The organism is Escherichia sp. E3659 (assembly GCF_005781135.1).
Taxonomy (GTDB): Bacteria; Pseudomonadota; Gammaproteobacteria; order Enterobacterales; family Enterobacteriaceae; genus Escherichia.
The window spans coordinates 76,505-93,689 of sequence record NZ_VATQ01000028.1; the positions used below are offsets into that span (position 1 = coordinate 76,505).

Here is a 17,185-nt window from a genome sequence, read left to right on the forward strand (position 1 = left end):
CGCGGAACGCTGCCTGACACATTATTTTTCAATCGGATAGATAGTACCCGTATTCATAATGCCGTTAGGATCAAACTGCTTTTTCAGCCCTTCCAGCAACGCCCACGCGCTGCCGTGTTCCAGCTTGCTCCAGTGAACGCGATGTTTACCAATGCCGTGGTGGTGCACCATCGAACCACCGAGGCGAATGGTTTCTTCGCAGATGATTTTGTTGAGCGGATTGTGGTACTTGTCGATTTCCTCTTCCGGCTTACAGTCAACGACGTTGTAATCGTAGACGAAGTACATGTTGGTGCCGTTCTGATAGCTATGAGAGGAGTGACCGCCCAGCATGGTGATGTCGTCGGCGTGTGGGAACTCGGTACGAATACGGTTAATAACGCTTTCGTAGATTTCGTGGATGCAGCTCCAGCAGCCGGACACTTCAGTGGTAAAGCCCATGTTGCCGGTTTTGAGGATCTGCACACGTTCGGCAGCCACTTTATCCGGTCCCCAGTTCAGGTGATTAAACCAGGTTTCGATCAGTTTGCTGTCCACGCGCTGGCATTGCGGGTAGCGGGCAACGATTTCCGCAATCCCTTCGCCCGTCGCCTTCGCAATGCGAGGGTTACCTTCAGCCATAAAGATCAGCACGCATTTTCCGTCGGCAAAATGGGTGAAGTGTTGGGTGCCATCTTCGGCGTCATACAAACGAGCGATCGACGGACGATACCCTTCCACCATGATTTCACGCAGGATGTTGAAGCCGGTTTTCATGTCTTCCAGGATATAGCCGTAGAAGAGGTTGTTTTCTGGGGTGAATTTAAAGATTTTCACTGTTACTTCAGTGATATAGCACAATGCACCTTCGTTGCCGATGATGATGTGACGAATGTCCGGGCCAGCCGCGCGACGTGGCACGTTTTTAATGCGTGTGACGGTACCATCTGCCAGTACCGCTTCCAGACCAACGACCATATCTTCGATTGCGCCGTAGAGTGTGGAGAACTGCCCGATACTGCGGGTTGCTACCAGGCCGCCCATCTGCGCCAGCGGCTTTGACTGCGGAGAATGCCCTGTGGTGTAACCTTTTTCACGCAACGCGTTTTCCAGCACCTCCAGCGGAACGCCACATTGCGCCGTCGCCTGCATATTCTCAATATCAATATTAATGATTTGATTCATGGCGGAGCCGTCGAGCACCACCGAGTTTTCCACAACGGTTTCCAGCCCACCTTCAGTGGCGGAAGCGCCGGTACGCGGCACACCGTTAATTTTGTGCGCATTCATAAAATTCAGCACACGGGAGACCTGTTCTGTGGAACCGAGTTTTACGACCGCTGCCGGAATCGGCAAAGTATAAATGCCATGAATATCCGGAAATTTACGAAAACGGTCAATACTGTTTTTCTTTAATACTGTTTCATCGGTAATTACGCGATCTGCACCAACAATTTCCTTTAGCTGGTCAACAATCGCTGCGCGAGATAAAGACATAGTAATTCCTTCCTGATAATAAAAATGGAATAATCATTAATAAGAGAAAACAGAAACCACCGTTATGGATTAGCGCACTAAATAACCGCCATCAACCACTAATAAATGTCCGTTGACATAATTCGATGCCGGACTTGCGAGGAATACGGCTGCGCCCATTAAATCCTGAGTATCGCCCCAACGGTTTGCCGGAATATGATCAAGAACGCGCTGGTTAGTTTCTGGATTACTACGGGTCGCCAGAGTGATATCGGTAGCGTAATATCCCGGGGCAATACCATTCACCTGAATATTATATTGACCTAATTCATCGCAATAGGCTTTGGTGAATCCGGCAAGAGCATGTTTAGTGGCAGAATAAGCAGGTGACCATTGTCCACCTAAGTAAGAGAACAATGAACAGATATTAATAATTTTACCGCTTTTCTGCGGGATCATAATTTTTGCCGCTTCGTAGCTTAACTCGAATGCGGCGGTCAGGTTCACATCAATCATTGGATCCCAGTCGGCACGACCGAAATCCAGCACCTTATTCAGCTTACAAATACCGGCATTGTTAACCAGAATATCGACGGTACCGAAGCGCTCACAGCAGGCAGCGATAATCTTCTGCGGTGCGCCTTCTGCGGTGATATCCACCTGCATGAAGTCCACTTCAACACCCTGTTTTTCAATCATTTCCTTTGTTTCGCCGTTATCTTTGACAAAACTTGGAATAAAAATATTTGCGCCAGCTTTGGCCAACGCCATTGCAAATGCCTGACCTAAACCGCTATTCCCGCCGGTAACAATTGCTGTTTTACCTTTCAGGGAGAAAAAATCCATTGAGAACGCATTGAGAGATTCGATTGACATAGTTAGCTCCAATTTCCGTAAGGCAAAAAAAAAGAAAGGTAACTTCCCCCGCGAGAGGGAAGTTACCTTTCTCATTATCTCTGGTAACTGGAGATAATTTTTAGCATAAGGGCATAACTGCTAATGTGATCGTAATCACAGAGTGATGTTCGTATTATCAAATAGTTTTAAAAAGCAGAAGCGTGATTACTCTCACACAACACCTTTTCTTTCCATGTTATTTCTTATTGCAATTACTAGAGAGCTGAGAAAAGTAATCCACCTGAAAGGGCGGCTTACTTTTCTCTTTTTTTTGTCTATTACAAATGGGAATACGATATGCAACACAACTCATATCGCCGTTGGATAACCCTCGCGATAATTAGTTTTAGCGGCGGCGTTAGTTTTGACCTGGCTTATTTACGTTATATTTATCAAATTCCCATGGCGAAATTTATGGGATTCAGCAATACCGAGATAGGTTTAATAATGAGTACATTTGGTATTGCGGCCATTATTCTTTATGCCCCCAGCGGCGTTATTGCCGATAAATTTTCACACCGCAAAATGATTACTTCCGCGATGATTATTACCGGATTGCTGGGCCTGATAATGGCAACATATCCACCACTGTGGGTAATGCTCTGTATTCAGGTCGCCTTTGCGATAACCACTATTTTAATGCTGTGGTCGGTGTCGATTAAAGCCGCCTCATTGCTGGGCGATCATAGTGAGCAAGGGAAAATTATGGGCTGGATGGAAGGGCTGCGCGGCGTCGGTGTAATGTCGCTGGCGGTGTTTACCATGTGGGTCTTTTCTCGCTTTGCACCGGATGACAGCGCCAGCCTGAAAACGGTCATTATCATCTATAGTGTGGTTTACATCTTGTTGGGTATTCTGTGCTGGTTTTTTGTTAGCGATAACAACAACCTGTGCAGTGCCTATAACGAAGAAAAACAATCATTCCAGCTTAGCGACATCCTGGCCGTTTTGCGTATCAGCACCACCTGGTATTGCAGCATGGTGATTTTTGGTGTCTTCACCATCTACGCCATTCTGAGTTACTCCACCAACTATCTCACCGAAATGTACGGCATGTCGCTGGTGGCGGCGAGCTACATGGGGATTGTGATCAACAAAATCTTCCGCGCACTGTGCGGCCCACTTGGCGGCATTATCACCACCTACAGTAAAGTGAAATCCCCTACCCGCGTGATTCAAATCCTTTCCATCATCGGCCTGCTGGCACTGACTGCCCTGCTTGTTACCAACTCTAACCCGCAATCGGTCGCGATGGGGATTGGCCTGATTTTACTGCTGGGATTCACCTGCTACGCCTCACGTGGACTGTACTGGGCCTGCCCCGGCGAAGCGAGAACACCGTCTTACATTATGGGCACCACGGTAGGTATTTGTTCGGTGATTGGATTCCTGCCGGATGTCTTCGTTTACCCGATTATCGGCCACTGGCAGGACACCCTGCCCGCAGCAGAAGCCTATCGCAACATGTGGCTGATGGGCATGGCGGCACTCGGCATGGTGATCGTCTTTACCTTTTTGCTGTTCCAAAAAATTCGTACTGCTGATAGCGCCCCCGCAATGGCTAGCAGCAAGTAAGCCAGGAAAATTACAGGAGAAAAATCATGTCGAAAAAATACATCATAGGGATTGATGGCGGAAGTCAGAGCACAAAAGTGGTGATGTACGATCTGGAAGGTAACGTGGTTTGCGAAGGCAAAGGTTTATTGCAGCCGATGCACACGCCGGATGCCGATACCGCAGAACATCCTGACGACGATTTATGGGCATCATTATGTTTTGCCGGTCACGATTTGATGAGTCAGTTTGCCGGGAATAAAGAAGATATTGTCGGTATTGGTCTGGGATCCATCCGTTGCTGCCGTGCGTTATTGAAAGCCGATGGCACGCCTGCTGCGCCGTTGATTAGCTGGCAGGATGCTCGCGTTACACGCCCTTACGAACATACGAACCCTGACGTGGCGTATGTCACCTCTTTTTCGGGTTATCTGACGCACCGTTTAACGGGCGAATTTAAAGATAATATCGCCAACTATTTTGGTCAGTGGCCAGTGGATTATAAGACCTGGGCATGGAGTGAAGATGCCGCAGTCATGGAGAAGTTTAATATCCCCCGTCATATGCTGTTTGATGTACAAATGCCAGGCACTGTTCTTGGGCATATCACACCACAAGCCGCGCTGGCGACGCATTTCCCGGCAGGACTGCCGGTTGTTTGTACCACCAGTGATAAACCGGTAGAAGCTCTGGGAGCCGGGTTACTGGATGATGAAACGGCAGTAATTTCTCTTGGCACTTACATCGCATTGATGATGAACGGTAAAGCACTGCCGAAAGATCCGGTAGCGTACTGGCCGATTATGTCTTCTATTCCGGAAACATTGCTGTATGAAGGTTACGGTATCCGAAAAGGCATGTGGACGGTGAGCTGGCTGCGCGACATGTTAGGCGAGTCGCTAATTCAGGATGCCAGGGCACAGGATCTTTCACCGGAAGATTTGCTCAACAAAAAAGCTTCTTGTGTGCCGCCTGGCTGTAATGGTCTGATGACGGTGCTGGACTGGCTGACCAATCCGTGGGAACCGTACAAACGCGGGATTATGATCGGTTTTGATTCCAGCATGGATTACGCATGGATATACCGTTCGATACTGGAAAGCGTGGCGCTGACGCTGAAGAACAATTACGACAATATGTGTAATGAAATGAATCACTTTGCGAAGCATGTAATCATTACTGGCGGTGGTTCGAACAGCGATCTGTTTATGCAAATTTTTGCCGACGTGTTCAACCTTCCGGCACGCCGTAACGCCATTAACGGTTGTGCAAGCCTGGGGGCAGCGATTAATACGGCGGTAGGTCTGGGGTTGTATCCGGATTACGCAACGGCTGTCGACAAAATGGTTCGCGTGAAAGATATCTTTATGCCTGTTGAGGGCAATGCCAAACGCTACGACGCGATGAATAAAGGCATTTTCAAAGATTTAACCAAACACACTGATGTGATTCTGAAAAAATCGTATGAAGTGATGCATGGTGAATTGGGGAATGCGGATTCTATCCAGAGCTGGTCGAATGCGTAAGTGAGGAAGGCCGGGCGGGAAACTGCCCGGCCTGAACATACCTGAATGATTGTCCCCGCTAACGCGGGGAACTCTTCATCAATTGCGAATCAAGAAAATCACCGAGCGGTTTATCCCCGCTGGCACGGGGAACTCTCTATGCAGACCGTTAAGGTTGTCACCCTCTACGGTTTATCCCCGCTCGCGCGGGGAACTCCAGAATTTCGCAGATATGGCATCGCTTCACAACGGTTTATCCCCGCTCGCGCGGGGAACTCTATTTCGATTACGCAGCATTCGCGCGTGATCTCGGTTTATCCCCGCTCGCGCGGGGAACTCGCACCGGACTGCCCTCCTGCTTACTGATACTCAGGTTTATCCCCGCTCGCGCGGGGAACTCTTCTGTGCCGTCTCGTTATCTGTAGCAATTTTCGGTTTATCCCCGCTCGCGCGGGGAACTCTACCTCCCCGATTTCAGCACTGTCCATCATTGCGGTTTATCCCCGCTCGCGCGGGGAACTCGGACCAGATCCACACGCACCCACTGAATTCGGCGGTTTATCCCCGCTCGCGCGGGGAACTCCCGCTTTTACTGGAAAACGTGCGCGGTGCCCGCGGTTTATCCCCGCTCGCGCGGGGAACTCCTTTGTGAAGCGCGCGACAAGCCGCCTGAAAACGGTTTATCCCCGCTCGCGCGGGGAACTCGCAGGAACAATATTTATTCTAATCATTGCAACCGGTTTATCCCCGCTCGCGCGGGGAACTCAGATTGAGGTAGTAGTTTCCACCCGCTGGCGTCGGTTTATCCCCGCTGGCGCGGGGAACTCGAAATGTGGTCTGACACGGCAGGAATATAACAAGGTTTATCCCCGCTGGCGCGGGGAACTCCGCAACGGACACGGCCGAGGCAGCAGCGATAGCGGTTTATCCCCGCTGGCGCGGGGAACTCTTCCGGCAGCAATATCGAGACCTATGAGATCGAGGTTTATCCCCGCTGGCGCGGGGAACTCCCACGTGCAGCTTTTCTCAGGTCGATTTTTTTCGGTTTATCCCCGCTGGCGCGGGGAACTCTCTAAACATAACCTATTATTAATTAATGATTTTTTAAGCCAGTCACAATCTACCAACTTTACAGTATCACACAAACAACACATCCATTATGTTAAAGAGCACTTAATCCGTTGATTGAAAAGGTAAATATTTAAAATAACTCTATACAAACTAAAATCTACCAAACTCCGACGTAATAATTTTCATCCCAGAGAAAAATTAACGCCACAGAATTTGTAGAGAATGACAATGATTAGTCCGGAATGGGCAAAATGGATGAGTTTTCAGAGGCGACAAAAAATATAAATGGGTGGAAGTCTTTACAGGTTCCACCCATTTATAACGCTTATAAATGGGTAATCAGGCAATATTTAAATATTTATGTGTTTGCATCGACAAACGCCAGTTACGCGCAATGCAAGTTTCAATGCACAAACGTGTGGCATCATCCTTTTGGCTAATCGGCTGCAGTGCAATGACTCGCGGTTTATCATCGGTCAGCGTCGCAAGCAATTCATCCAGTGCTTCGATATCACGTACGCGTCCAACTGGGTGTTTGATTTCGTTAGCTCGCTCCAGGGCTTGCGACAATACTTCATAACCGCCACGCATATTTAGCTTTGGCGACACGGTGACCCAGGTATTCGGCGTACAACGCACTTCATGAGTACCGCTGGTTTCTATCTGGCAACTGAAACCGTTCTTTTCGAGCAGGTCAGTTAGTGGCATCAAGTCATGAATACAAGGTTCACCACCCGTAATCACCACGTGACGCGCGGTGTATCCCTGACGACCGATGACTGCGAGCAAGTCTTCACTGCTTGCGGCTCCCCACTTATCACTCTCTTTCGTTTTACCCAGAATGCTGAAAAGGGAAACTTCCCGATCCTCAAGCTTTTCCCATGTGTGTTTGGTGTCGCACCAGGCACAGCCGACCGGGCATCCCTGTAAACGAATAAAAATAGCAGGGACGCCGGTAAAGTAACCCTCACCTTGCAGGGTCTGGAACATCTCGTTAATCGGGTACTGCATAGCATTCTCTGTAAAGTGGATAATTGTTAATTATTGCAGATCTCGCCGCAATATTCATGCTTTATTAACATTCTGTTACAGGCAGGTTTGACGCAAAAAGTGGCTCAGATCATTAAGAATAAAATGAAGCGGCGTATTATGTTTTAAAGGATTAAATAAAAGGAATTTAAACATGTTTAGAATATTCATCGTATTTATATTTATTTTCAATTTATCAGGTTGCGGTTATAACGATATTCAAACCTATGATGAACAAGTTAATGCCTCCTGGTCAGAAGTATTGAATCAGTATCAACGCCGTGCCGATCTTATTCCTAATCTTGTCGCAAGTATTAAAGGTTATTCCAGCCATGAAAAAGAGGTACTGGAGGCCGTTACGTTAGCTCGTAGTCAAGCTAATCGTGCCAGCAGCGATCTTCAGCAAGCTCCGGGAGATGAGCAAAAATTACAAGCCTGGCAACAAGCTCAGGCGCAGGTGACTCGCACTCTCGGGCAGTTAACGATTATTAGTGAACGTTATCCAGAATTAAAGGCTCAGGAACTCTATCAAAATTTAATGGTACAACTCGAAGGAAGCGAAAATCGAATTGCTGTCGCGCGAGGAAGATATATTAAAGCCATTGAACAATATAATGTCACTATCCGCAAATTTCCCGCAGTGTTAACCGCAAAGGTCATGGATTACACACCAAAGAAAAATTATTTGCCGGATGATGTCGCCGCAGTAAGCAAAGCCCCAACAATAGATTTTAGCCAGAATGCGAGTGCTCATTAGGCGAGTTAATTATATGAAAAATTTTATCTTACTTCTTGTTCTGGTCTGTTCATCTGCGTTTGCAGTACAAGTTCCAGTACCTGAATTACCTAAATATATGAATGATTTAACAGGGACATTAACCAGAGGGGAAGTAAGTACGCTGACCAGCCAGATTAAAGCCCTGACGCAAAAAGAACAGACGCAGCTTGTGGTATTGGTGGTTGAAACCACAGGCGAAGAAACCATCGAGCAATATGCAACACGTGTGTTCGAGAGTTGGCAGCCCGGCCATAAAGGTCGTGATGACGGTATTTTACTGGTAGTTGCCTGGCAAGATCATACAGTACATATTGAAATCGGTTACGGGCTTGAGGGTATTCTGACGGATGCACAGTCCGGGCAAATTATTCGCAACAGTATTATTCCCGCGTTTAAAAAAGGCGACCTTACTGGCGGCTTGCAACAGGGTATCAGTGATATTGAAACCCGACTATCAGGAAATGATTTAGTCAATAACACATCGCCCGATCACCCTTTACCCTTTAGCGGTTGGTGGGCTTTGTTAGTCTGGGCGATAGTACTGACGTTTATTTCTGCCAGAGGATATGTCAAAACGCTGGGAGTGATTTGCTTTGCTGCCATAGTGCTGGCCTTTATACTTCCCATCGCTGGATATAGCGGGAGCTGGGGAGTTCTTATCACATTTTTATGTTTCGCCACACCATTCCTGGCCGTAGCTATCGCTTTCACACCTTTCGGCAGAAAGGTGCGTGATTCAATGCGTAGTGCCAACCGACCGTCACGTTACGAAAGAAGCAACTCGGCTTCCTGGCATTCTTCATCATCGTCGTCATCTTCCTCTTCATCGTCTTTCGACAATGACAATTTCAGCGGTGGCGGCGGTTCATCTGGTGGCGGTGGCGCTTCCGGGCGTTGGTGATCGTAATGCGCTTAATCTTTATTTTACTCGCTTTGTGGTGCCTTCCGGTGCTTGCCCAGCAAATTGCTGTGCCGGAGCTGCGCCACCAGGTGACCGATATTACTGGTACGTTAAGCTCGTCTGAACAACAATCACTGACACAGCAGCTGCAGGATATTACACAAAAAACACGAGCCCAGGTCGCCGTATTAATTGTGCCATCCACCGGGGACGATACCATTGAACAATATGCAACTCGCGTTTTTGATAGCTGGAAACTGGGGGATGAGCGGCGTGACGATGGTATTCTGATCCTGGTCGTCTGGGAAGATCGTAAAGTTCGCATTGAAGTGGGCTACGGGCTGGAAGGGGTGGTTACCGACCTGCAAGCGGCGAAGATTATCCGTGATATATTAATCCCTGCCTTCAAAAGTGATGACCTTATGGGTGGGTTAACACTGGCAAGCGAAAATATTGGCGCGCTTCTGTTGAATGGTGAATTACCGGAAAACAGGGGGAATTACTACAGTATCAATCCCCCTATTCCATTATCGCTTGCTGTAATTATATTACTGGCGGTGCTTTCATATTTTATTGTTTTTACCGATCCGTCAAATCTCCCCTGGATAGCACTCACTGGCGCAATTTACGGGATGGTATTCCTTTATGTTGCAGAGCCAGGACCATGGACGAATTTAATCGTTGCCTGCGGCATGTTAACGCCTTTTGCGATCGTAGTGCTGCTTATCTTTTGGCTTATCGTTAGTAAAAAACTACGCGCCAGATATAAGAAACTCGGTAAAGAAAGAGCTTCAAGAAAAGGTTCTTCGTCATCCTCTTCCGGTGGCGGCTCAAGTGGTGGTGGGTTTAGCGGCGGCGGCGGATTTAGCGGAGGTGGCGGTTCTTCTGGCGGTGGAGGCGCGTCCGGCCGCTGGTAACTCGACCATAAAAAATGCCAGCCCGAAGGCTGGCATTTTTAAATCAGATAAAGTCAGACTTATGCCTGGCCTTTGATCTCTTTACGACCGTTGTACGGTGCTTTTTCGCCCAGAGCTTCTTCGATACGAATCAGCTGGTTGTATTTAGCAACACGGTCAGAACGGCTCATAGAACCAGTTTTGATCTGGCCTGCAGCAGTACCAACAGCCAGGTCAGCGATGGTAGCGTCTTCAGTTTCGCCAGAACGGTGAGAGATCACTGCAGTGTAGCCAGCGTCTTTCGCCATCTTGATTGCAGCCAGAGTTTCGGTCAGAGAACCGATCTGGTTGAATTTGATCAGGATGGAGTTTGCGATACCTTTTTCGATACCTTCTTTCAGGATCTTGGTGTTGGTTACGAACAGGTCGTCACCAACCAGCTGGATTTTGTCGCCCAGAACTTTGGTCTGGTATGCGAAACCGTCCCAGTCAGATTCGTCCAGACCGTCTTCGATAGAAACGATCGGGTACTGTTTGGTCAGTTCTTCCAGGAAGTGAGTGAATTCTTCAGAGGTGAAAGCTTTGTTGCCTTCGCCAGCCAGAACGTATTTACCGTCTTTGTAGAATTCAGAAGCTGCGCAGTCCATCGCCAGAGTGATGTCTTTGCCCAGTTCATAACCAGCAGCTTTAACAGCTTCAGCGATAACAGCCAGAGCTTCAGCGTTGGAACCCAGGTTCGGCGCATAGCCACCTTCGTCACCAACTGCAGTGTTCATGCCTTTCGCTTTCAGAACTTTTGCCAGGTGATGGAAAACTTCAGAACCCATGCGGATGGCTTCTTTCACAGTTTTCGCGCCAACCGGCTGAATCATGAATTCCTGGATATCAACGTTGTTGTCAGCGTGCTCACCACCGTTGATGATGTTCATCATCGGAACCGGCATAGAGTATTTGCCCGGAGTGCCGTTCAGTTCAGCGATGTGCTCATACAGAGGCATCCCTTTAGCAGCAGCAGCAGCTTTGGCGTTAGCCAGAGATACAGCCAGGATTGCGTTCGCGCCGAAGTTAGATTTGTTTTCGGTGCCGTCCAGGTCGATCATGATCTTGTCAATGCCAGCCTGATCTTTGGCATCTTTGCCAATCAGCGCCTGAGCGATCGGGCCGTTAACCGCAGCAACAGCTTTGGTTACGCCTTTGCCCAGGAAACGGGATTTGTCGCCATCGCGCAGTTCCAGTGCTTCACGGGAACCAGTAGAAGCACCTGATGGAGCAGCTGCCATACCGACGAAACCACCCTCCAGATGTACTTCGGCTTCAACAGTCGGGTTACCACGGGAGTCGATGATTTCACGACCGATGATTTTTACGATTTTGGACATTAGGTTTTCCTCAAGTCACTAGTTAAACTGAAACTCCAGACAAACAACGCGTACCCAGGGTACGCGTTGCCGTTCTAACTTTTTTACTTACTTCGCCTGACGTTTCTGGAACTCGCTGGCGGCTTTTACAAAGCCAGCAAACAGCGGGTGTCCATCACGTGGAGTAGAAGTAAACTCCGGATGGAACTGACAAGCCACGAACCACGGGTGATTCGGAACTTCGATGATCTCGACCAACTGATCATCCCCGGAACGGCCCGCAACGCGCAGACCTGCATCTTCAATCTGTTTCAGCAGCATGTTGTTGACTTCGTAGCGGTGACGATGACGCTCAACAATTGTCGGCGCATTGTACAGCTGGCGAACCAGGCTATTGTCAACCAGCTGGCACTGCTGTGCGCCGAGACGCATGGTGCCGCCGAGATCGCTCTTCTCGCTACGAACTTCAACGTTGCCGTTTTCATCGCGCCACTCGGTAATCAGCGCCACAACCGGGTACTTACAGTCTGGCACAAATTCCGTTGAGTTGGCGTTCTCCATGTTGGCAACATGGCGAGCGTAATCAATTAACGCCACCTGCATACCCAGGCAAATGCCCAGATAAGGAATATTGTTCTCACGCGCAAAGCGCGCGGTAGTAATCATGCCTTCTACGCCACGATAGCCGAAACCGCCAGGTACGAGGATCGCGTCCAGACCTTTAAGGATTTCAACACCGCGCGTTTCAACATCTTGTGAATCGATCAGTTTGATGTTGACGCTGACACGATTCTTCAGCCCACCATGTTTCAGTGCTTCGATCACGGATTTGTAAGCGTCCGGCAGTTCAATGTACTTGCCGACCATACCGATAGTGACTTCACTCACCGGATTCGCTTCTTCGAAGATAACCTGTTCCCATTCGGACAGATTCGCTTCCGGGCAGTTTAAGCTGAATCGTTTACAAATATAATCGTCCAGCCCCTGAGATTTCAACAGGCCCGGAATTTTATAGATGGAATCGACGTCTTTCAGAGAAATAACCGCTTTTTCCGGAACATTACAGAACAATGCAATCTTCGCACGTTCGTTAGCCGGAACGGCGCGATCTGAACGACAAATCAGGATGTCAGGCTGGATACCGATGGAGAGCAGCTCTTTTACAGAGTGCTGGGTCGGTTTGGTTTTGACTTCACCAGACGCTGCCATGTACGGCACCAGCGTCAGGTGCATAAACAGAGTGTGCTCACGGCCAATTTCAACAGCCAACTGGCGAATCGCTTCGAGGAACGGCAGGGATTCGATGTCACCTACAGTACCGCCGATTTCGACCAGAACCACGTCGTGGCCTTCACCACCTGCAAGAACGCGTTCTTTGATAGCGTTAGTGATGTGTGGAATAACCTGTACGGTTGCGCCGAGGTAGTCACCGCGGCGTTCTTTACGCAGAACGTCTGAGTAGATACGACCCGTGGTGAAGTTGTTACGGCGGCTCATTTTGGTACGAATGAAACGCTCGTAGTGACCCAGGTCCAGGTCGGTTTCAGCGCCGTCTTCAGTAACGAACACTTCCCCGTGTTGGATTGGGCTCATAGTACCTGGATCGACGTTAATGTACGGATCCAGTTTCATGATGGTCACATTGAGGCCACGGGCTTCAAGAATGGCTGCGAGGGAGGCTGCGGCAATGCCTTTACCCAGAGAGGATACGACCCCGCCGGTCACAAAAATATAGTTCGTTGTCATGCTGAACCTGAGAAGTTAGGTTGAAAAGACGATGGAATAACCAGGACGGGAAAGCAGTATACCCGAACATGACCTGTGCCACAAACTTTCATTATCCCTCCTCTTCGCCAGCGCACTATTGAAATCAGGAGTGAGAAAATAGCCCCTTTGGGGTAAATGTTTTTGACGCAAATCAAGCGCTTGTCATTTAAAAAATGACACAAATGGCGCTTGACCGCGTAATTCCCTTAGAGATCAATTTCCTGCCGTTTTACCTGTTGCCAGACTTCTTCCATTGTTTCGAGGTCAACACCTGTCATTTCCAGTCCACGCGCGGCAACAATACGCTCCACTTCGCGAAAACGACGCTCGAATTTTTCATTCGCTTTTTGCAATGCGATTTCTGCTTTCGTCCCTAAATGGCGAGCCAGATTAACCGTTGCAAACAGCAGGTCGCCCATTTCCTCCTCCAGTTTAGCCTGGTCGACAACAGCCTGCCGCGCCTCGTACATCACCTCATCGATCTCTTCGTAGACTTTATCGACCACCGGGCCAAGCGTCGTCCAGTCAAAACCAACGTTGGCGCAACGTTTCTGGATTTTTTGCGCACGCATTAAAGCCGGTAAACTACGAGGAATATCATCCAGCGCCGAATGCTGTGCTTTCTGCGCGCGCTCTTCAGTTTTGATTTGCTCCCAACGGGCGAGCACTTCACTACTATTTTCGGCAGAACTGTCAGCAAAAACATGCGGATGGCGACGCTCTAATTTATCGCTGATCGCAGCACAAATATCATTAAAGTCAAAGCGCCCTTCTTCCTGGGCCATTTGCGCGTAAAACACCACCTGGAACAACAGATCGCCGAGCTCACCGCGCAGATCGTCAAAGTCTTCGCGGGCAATGGCATCCAGCACTTCGTAGGTTTCTTCAAGTGTGTAAGGTGCTATAGAAGCAAATGTCTGCTCTTTATCCCACGGGCAGCCGTTTTCCGGATCGCGCAGGCGCTGCATGATAGTGAGCAAACGGTCGATTTGATTCATTAGAATGTCCTGAAAATTGCGGGTCTGTCAGGTGGAAACCTGTGACCAGAATAGAAGTGAGTTAGTAACACTACCCAATCAGCACGTTAATTTTGGCTTTAATGAGTTGTAATTCCTCTGGGGCAACCGTTCCTTTCTTCGTTACTCCTCTTGCCCGCCAGGCGATACTTTTTACCTGATCAGCTAACGCTACGCCATCACGTTCCTGACCGGATAGAACAACTTCGAACGGATATCCTTTTGATTGCGTTGTACAAGGAACACACAGACACATACCTGTTTTGTTGTTGTACATGAACGGACTCAGGACAACAGCCGGATGATGTCCGGCTTGCTCGCTACCTTTTGTCGGGTCAAAATCAACCCAAATCAGATCGCCCGTATCGGGTACGTATCGGCTTACCATTACCAGACTTCCTTATCTTTCGGCTCCCCCCAGTCGATATTCTCGTGGAGGTTTTCCGGCGTGATGTCGTTGACCAGTTCAGCAAGCGTAAATACGGGCTCTTTACGCACTGGCTCAATAATTAATTTGCCATCCACCAGGTCAATCTTCACTTCATCATCAATATTCAGATTGAGCGCCTGCATTAACGTAGCCGGGATCCGCACCGCCGGTGAATTTCCCCAACGCTTTACGCTACTGTGGATCATAACCCTTTCCTCAAACCGCTATCATATGTAGATACAGTATATATCAATCTACATTGTAGATACGAGCAAATTTCGGCCTAACTCCCGTGAAGTCGACGCGCGTCGATAACATCCGGCACCTGGTTGAGTTTACCCAGCACGCGGCCCAGCACTTGCAGGTTATAAATCTCAATGGTCATGTCGATGGTTGCCAGTTGCTGTTTGGTGTCGCTACGGCTGGCAACGCCAAGCACGTTCACTTTCTCATTGGCGAGAATGGTCGTGATATCACGTAACAACCCACTACGATCATTAGCCAGCACGCGGACCACCAGCGAATATCCGGCGGAGTAGCTCTCGCCCCATACAGCATCAACAATGCGTTCTGGCGCATGGGAGCGCAGTTCCGCCAGTTGTTCGCAATCGGCGCGGTGTACTGAAATACCGCGCCCCTGGGTAATGAAGCCGACAATCTCATCTCCAGGAATCGGCTGGCAGCAACGCGCGATGTGGTGCATCAGGTTGCCAACACCCTCAACCACCACGCGACCGTTATCTTTACTGCGGTTTTGCGGCGTGTAGCTTTTTTGCTGAAGCTGTTTCAGCGCGGCGGCGTCCTGCTCTTCGGCACTCGGCTTATTAAATTGCGATTGCAGGAAATTCACCATCTGATTGAGCCGGATATCCCCGCCCCCAATCGCCGCCAGCAACTCGTCGACATCATTGAAGTTGTAACGCGGCAGCAGGTGTTTTTCTGCTTCTTTCAGGCTGATCCCAAGATGTTCCAACTCGTCATCAAGGATTTGTCGTCCAGCCAGAATGTTTTTGTCACGATCCTGTTTACGGAACCAGGCATGAATTTTCGAACGCCCACGGCTGGTTGTGACATAGCCCAGGTTTGGGTTTAACCAGTCACGGCTGGGATTGGGCTGTTTCTGGGTGATAATTTCAATCTGGTCACCCATCTGTAACTGGTAGGTGAATGGCACAATCCGCCCGCCAATTTTTGCCCCGATGCAGCGGTGTCCGACATCGCTGTGGATGTGATAAGCGAAGTCCAGCGGCGTTGATCCCGCAGGTAAATCAACAACATCCCCTTTCGGCGTAAAGACGTATACCCGGTCGTCAAACACCTGACTGCGTACTTCGTCGAGCATTTCACCGGAGTCGGCCATCTCTTCCTGCCACGCAATCAGTTTACGCAGCCAGGCAATCCGGTCTTCATGTCCCGAACGTGCGCCGCCAGCTACCGCGCCTTCTTTGTATTTCCAGTGCGCAGCAACGCCCAGTTCTGCATCTTCATGCATCTGTTTAGTGCGGATTTGGATCTCAACGGTTTTGCCACCCGGCCCCAGTACCACAGTATGAATAGACTGATAGCCGTTTGGTTTCGGATTTGCGACGTAATCATCAAATTCATCCGGCAAGTGGCGATAGTGAGTGTGCACTATCCCCAGCGCGGCGTAGCAGTCTTGTAAACGCTCGGCAACAATACGTACTGCACGGACATCAAACAGCTCATCGAAGGCGAGGTTCTTTTTCTGCATTTTGCGCCAGATGCTGTAGATGTGTTTCGGACGACCATACACTTCAGCTTTAACGCCTTCAGCTTTCATCTCAGCGCGCAGATGACCGACAAACTCTTCGATATAGTGTTCGCGGTCGAGACGGCGTTCATGCAGCAATTTGGCGATGCGCTTGTATTCGGTCGGGTGGAGATAACGGAAGCAGTAATCTTCCAGTTCCCATTTCAGTTGCCCGATCCCGAGACGGTTCGCCAGCGGCGCGTAGATATTGGTGCACTCTTTTGCTGCAAGTACGCGTTCATCTTCTGGCGCGTCTTTCACTTCGCGCAGATGGGCAATTCGCTCCGCCAGTTTGATGACCACGCAACGGAAGTCATCGACCATCGCCAGCAACATCCGGCGAACATTATCGACCTGCTCGGAGGAAACAGAATCGGTGTGTGTGGCTTTAAGCTGGCGGATTGCCGCCATATCGCGCACACCGTGAATAAGATTAACGACCGACTTACCGACGCTCTCGCGCAGTACGTCTTCGCTGACTACGTTGGCATCGGCCAGAGGGAACAGTAGTGCCGCCCGCAGCGTGTCAATGTCCATACTTAATGTCGAGAGGATCTCCACCATCTCGACACCACGCCACAACAGCAAACTGGCATCCGGATGCCCCTGCGTCTGCTGCAGACAATACGCCCAGGTTTCGGCTAAGCACTCACACGACTTCTGGCTGGCAATCCCCAGACTTGCGATCCATTTGTCCGGATCAAATTCACCAGCCTTATTGATATGTGCACTTCTTACCGCAACCATTGTCCTCTCC

Annotated in this window: 13 protein-coding genes, 1 pseudogene and 1 CRISPR repeat array; of the genes and pseudogenes, 5 read left to right on the plus strand and 9 right to left on the minus strand. The window is 49.3% G+C overall.

What is annotated here, in order from left to right; genetic code table 11:
* Positions 1-21 precede the first annotated feature (21 nt).
* Positions 22-1,476, minus strand: a complete 1,455-nt coding sequence (locus tag FEK47_RS19205; RefSeq protein WP_000059295.1) for an FAD-binding oxidoreductase — start codon at positions 1,474-1,476, stop codon at positions 22-24.
* A 69-nt stretch (positions 1,477-1,545) separates the two neighbouring features.
* Positions 1,546-2,331, minus strand: coding sequence for an SDR family oxidoreductase (locus FEK47_RS19210; protein WP_000021321.1), 786 nt, complete (start codon positions 2,329-2,331; stop codon positions 1,546-1,548).
* 318 nt (positions 2,332-2,649) lie between these two features.
* Here FEK47_RS19210 and FEK47_RS19215 point away from each other — a divergent pair, with 318 nt between their 5' ends.
* Together FEK47_RS19215 and FEK47_RS19220 are read left to right on the plus strand one after the other, a co-directional pair.
* On the plus strand, positions 2,650-3,927 hold the full coding sequence (locus FEK47_RS19215; protein ID WP_135487365.1) for an MFS transporter: 1,278 nt from the start codon (positions 2,650-2,652) through the stop codon (positions 3,925-3,927).
* A gap of 26 nt (positions 3,928-3,953) precedes the next feature.
* The gene (locus tag FEK47_RS19220) at positions 3,954-5,432 is read left to right on the plus strand and encodes an FGGY-family carbohydrate kinase (RefSeq protein WP_135487364.1); all 1,479 of its coding nucleotides are present in this window, start codon (positions 3,954-3,956) and stop codon (positions 5,430-5,432) included.
* 45 nt (positions 5,433-5,477) lie between these two features.
* Positions 5,478-6,482: direct repeats of the CRISPR family, unit length 28 nt; unit sequence GGTTTATCCCCGCTCGCGCGGGGAACTC.
* 339 nt (positions 6,483-6,821) lie between these two features.
* On the opposite strand, the gene queE is transcribed toward FEK47_RS19220, so the two are convergent.
* Complete coding sequence (gene queE / locus FEK47_RS19225; RefSeq protein WP_065227519.1) at positions 6,822-7,493, minus strand: 7-carboxy-7-deazaguanine synthase QueE; 672 nt, start codon at positions 7,491-7,493, stop codon at positions 6,822-6,824.
* Between the two features lie 172 nt (positions 7,494-7,665).
* On the opposite strand from queE, the gene FEK47_RS19230 reads away from it, so the two are divergent.
* From FEK47_RS19230 to FEK47_RS19240, 3 genes and pseudogenes are all read left to right on the plus strand, one after another.
* Positions 7,666-8,268 (plus strand): LemA family protein, encoded by a 603-nt coding sequence (locus FEK47_RS19230; RefSeq protein ID WP_135487363.1) that lies wholly within the window; start codon positions 7,666-7,668, stop codon positions 8,266-8,268.
* A 13-nt stretch (positions 8,269-8,281) separates the two neighbouring features.
* A pseudogene (locus tag FEK47_RS19235) lies at positions 8,282-8,953 on the plus strand (YgcG family protein); the annotation flags it as partial.
* A 233-nt stretch (positions 8,954-9,186) separates the two neighbouring features.
* A complete protein-coding gene (locus tag FEK47_RS19240; RefSeq protein ID WP_138183322.1) occupies positions 9,187-10,107 on the plus strand; it encodes a YgcG family protein in 921 nt (306 codons plus the stop codon).
* Between the two features lie 59 nt (positions 10,108-10,166).
* On the opposite strand, the gene eno is transcribed toward FEK47_RS19240, so the two are convergent.
* From eno to relA, 6 genes are all read right to left on the minus strand, one after another.
* Positions 10,167-11,465 (minus strand): phosphopyruvate hydratase, encoded by a 1,299-nt coding sequence (eno, locus tag FEK47_RS19245; RefSeq protein ID WP_064528183.1) that lies wholly within the window; start codon positions 11,463-11,465, stop codon positions 10,167-10,169.
* 87 nt (positions 11,466-11,552) lie between these two features.
* On the minus strand, positions 11,553-13,190 hold the full coding sequence (gene pyrG, locus FEK47_RS19250; RefSeq protein WP_130207680.1) for a CTP synthase (glutamine hydrolyzing): 1,638 nt from the start codon (positions 13,188-13,190) through the stop codon (positions 11,553-11,555).
* 227 nt (positions 13,191-13,417) lie between these two features.
* Positions 13,418-14,209: a nucleoside triphosphate pyrophosphohydrolase gene (gene mazG / locus FEK47_RS19255; RefSeq protein ID WP_112912024.1), complete on the minus strand. Its 792-nt coding sequence runs from the start codon at positions 14,207-14,209 to the stop codon at positions 13,418-13,420.
* 70 nt (positions 14,210-14,279) lie between these two features.
* Positions 14,280-14,615, minus strand: a complete 336-nt coding sequence (gene mazF / locus FEK47_RS19260) for an endoribonuclease MazF (RefSeq protein ID WP_135487361.1) — start codon at positions 14,613-14,615, stop codon at positions 14,280-14,282.
* On the minus strand, positions 14,615-14,863 hold the full coding sequence (mazE, locus tag FEK47_RS19265) for a type II toxin-antitoxin system antitoxin MazE (RefSeq protein WP_000581937.1): 249 nt from the start codon (positions 14,861-14,863) through the stop codon (positions 14,615-14,617). Before mazE ends, mazF begins: the two co-directional genes overlap by 1 nt.
* Before the next feature lie 77 nt (positions 14,864-14,940).
* On the minus strand, positions 14,941-17,175 hold the full coding sequence (gene relA, locus FEK47_RS19270) for a GTP diphosphokinase (RefSeq protein WP_138183323.1): 2,235 nt from the start codon (positions 17,173-17,175) through the stop codon (positions 14,941-14,943).
* Positions 17,176-17,185 lie beyond the last annotated feature (10 nt).